Source organism: Halomonas sp. LMYGS-3 (assembly GCF_059509875.1).
The window spans coordinates 1-582 of sequence record NZ_JCAKFQ010000079.1; the positions used below are offsets into that span (position 1 = coordinate 1).

The 582-nt window shown below is 54.0% G+C and carries 1 protein-coding gene; it reads right to left on the reverse strand.

Annotated elements, in window-relative coordinates; genetic code table 11:
• Nucleotides 1–4 precede the first annotated feature (4 nt).
• Nucleotides 5–582, reverse strand: a 578-nt coding sequence (locus tag AC5W54_RS22540; protein ID WP_495964326.1) for an IS1595 family transposase, incomplete at its 5' end; no start/stop codon positions are given.

A 582-nucleotide genomic window follows, 5' to 3' on the forward strand; every position in this document is an offset into this window, starting at 1 on the left:
ATGGCTATGTTGGTATCTGTTGTTGGTTACCGCCGATCGCCGCACGAAGCCACGCTTCTTCGGCTGGCTTGGCGGTTTCAAACAGTCGCCGCCATGCCAGGTAATTCGGTAAATACGCTGTCCCCACCCCATGAAAGCGTCCCATCCAGCCCTTTAATCGGCTGATATAACTGTTGACGTTCTGAATGTGGTATTCCTTGCCAATCACTCGCTGGTTATCGAGTGTGATCAGTCGGTGATGGGCTATCCCATGCTCAGCAGAGAAGGTCTTATACCAGCTGTGCCCGTCAGAACATAAAATCGAATCGCGATCGATGATCGGCGCCAGAAAGTCGTGAACGGTAGCCTTATGGAGCATCGGATCCACCAGGTCACTGACGTGGCCATTGCGATCACGCACGATAACGACTGAAATCTTATCCGCTTTTTTCTTCCTATTGCTCTGTCCGCCACGCTTCCGAGGCTTGCGGTGCGTGAGGTGGCGTTTTCCCTTACAGGACTCCGCGAAGAAGGTCTCGTCTACCTCGATGATGCCGGACAAGGCATTGACGTTGGCGCGGGCGCTCTCTCGCAGGAAGCGAT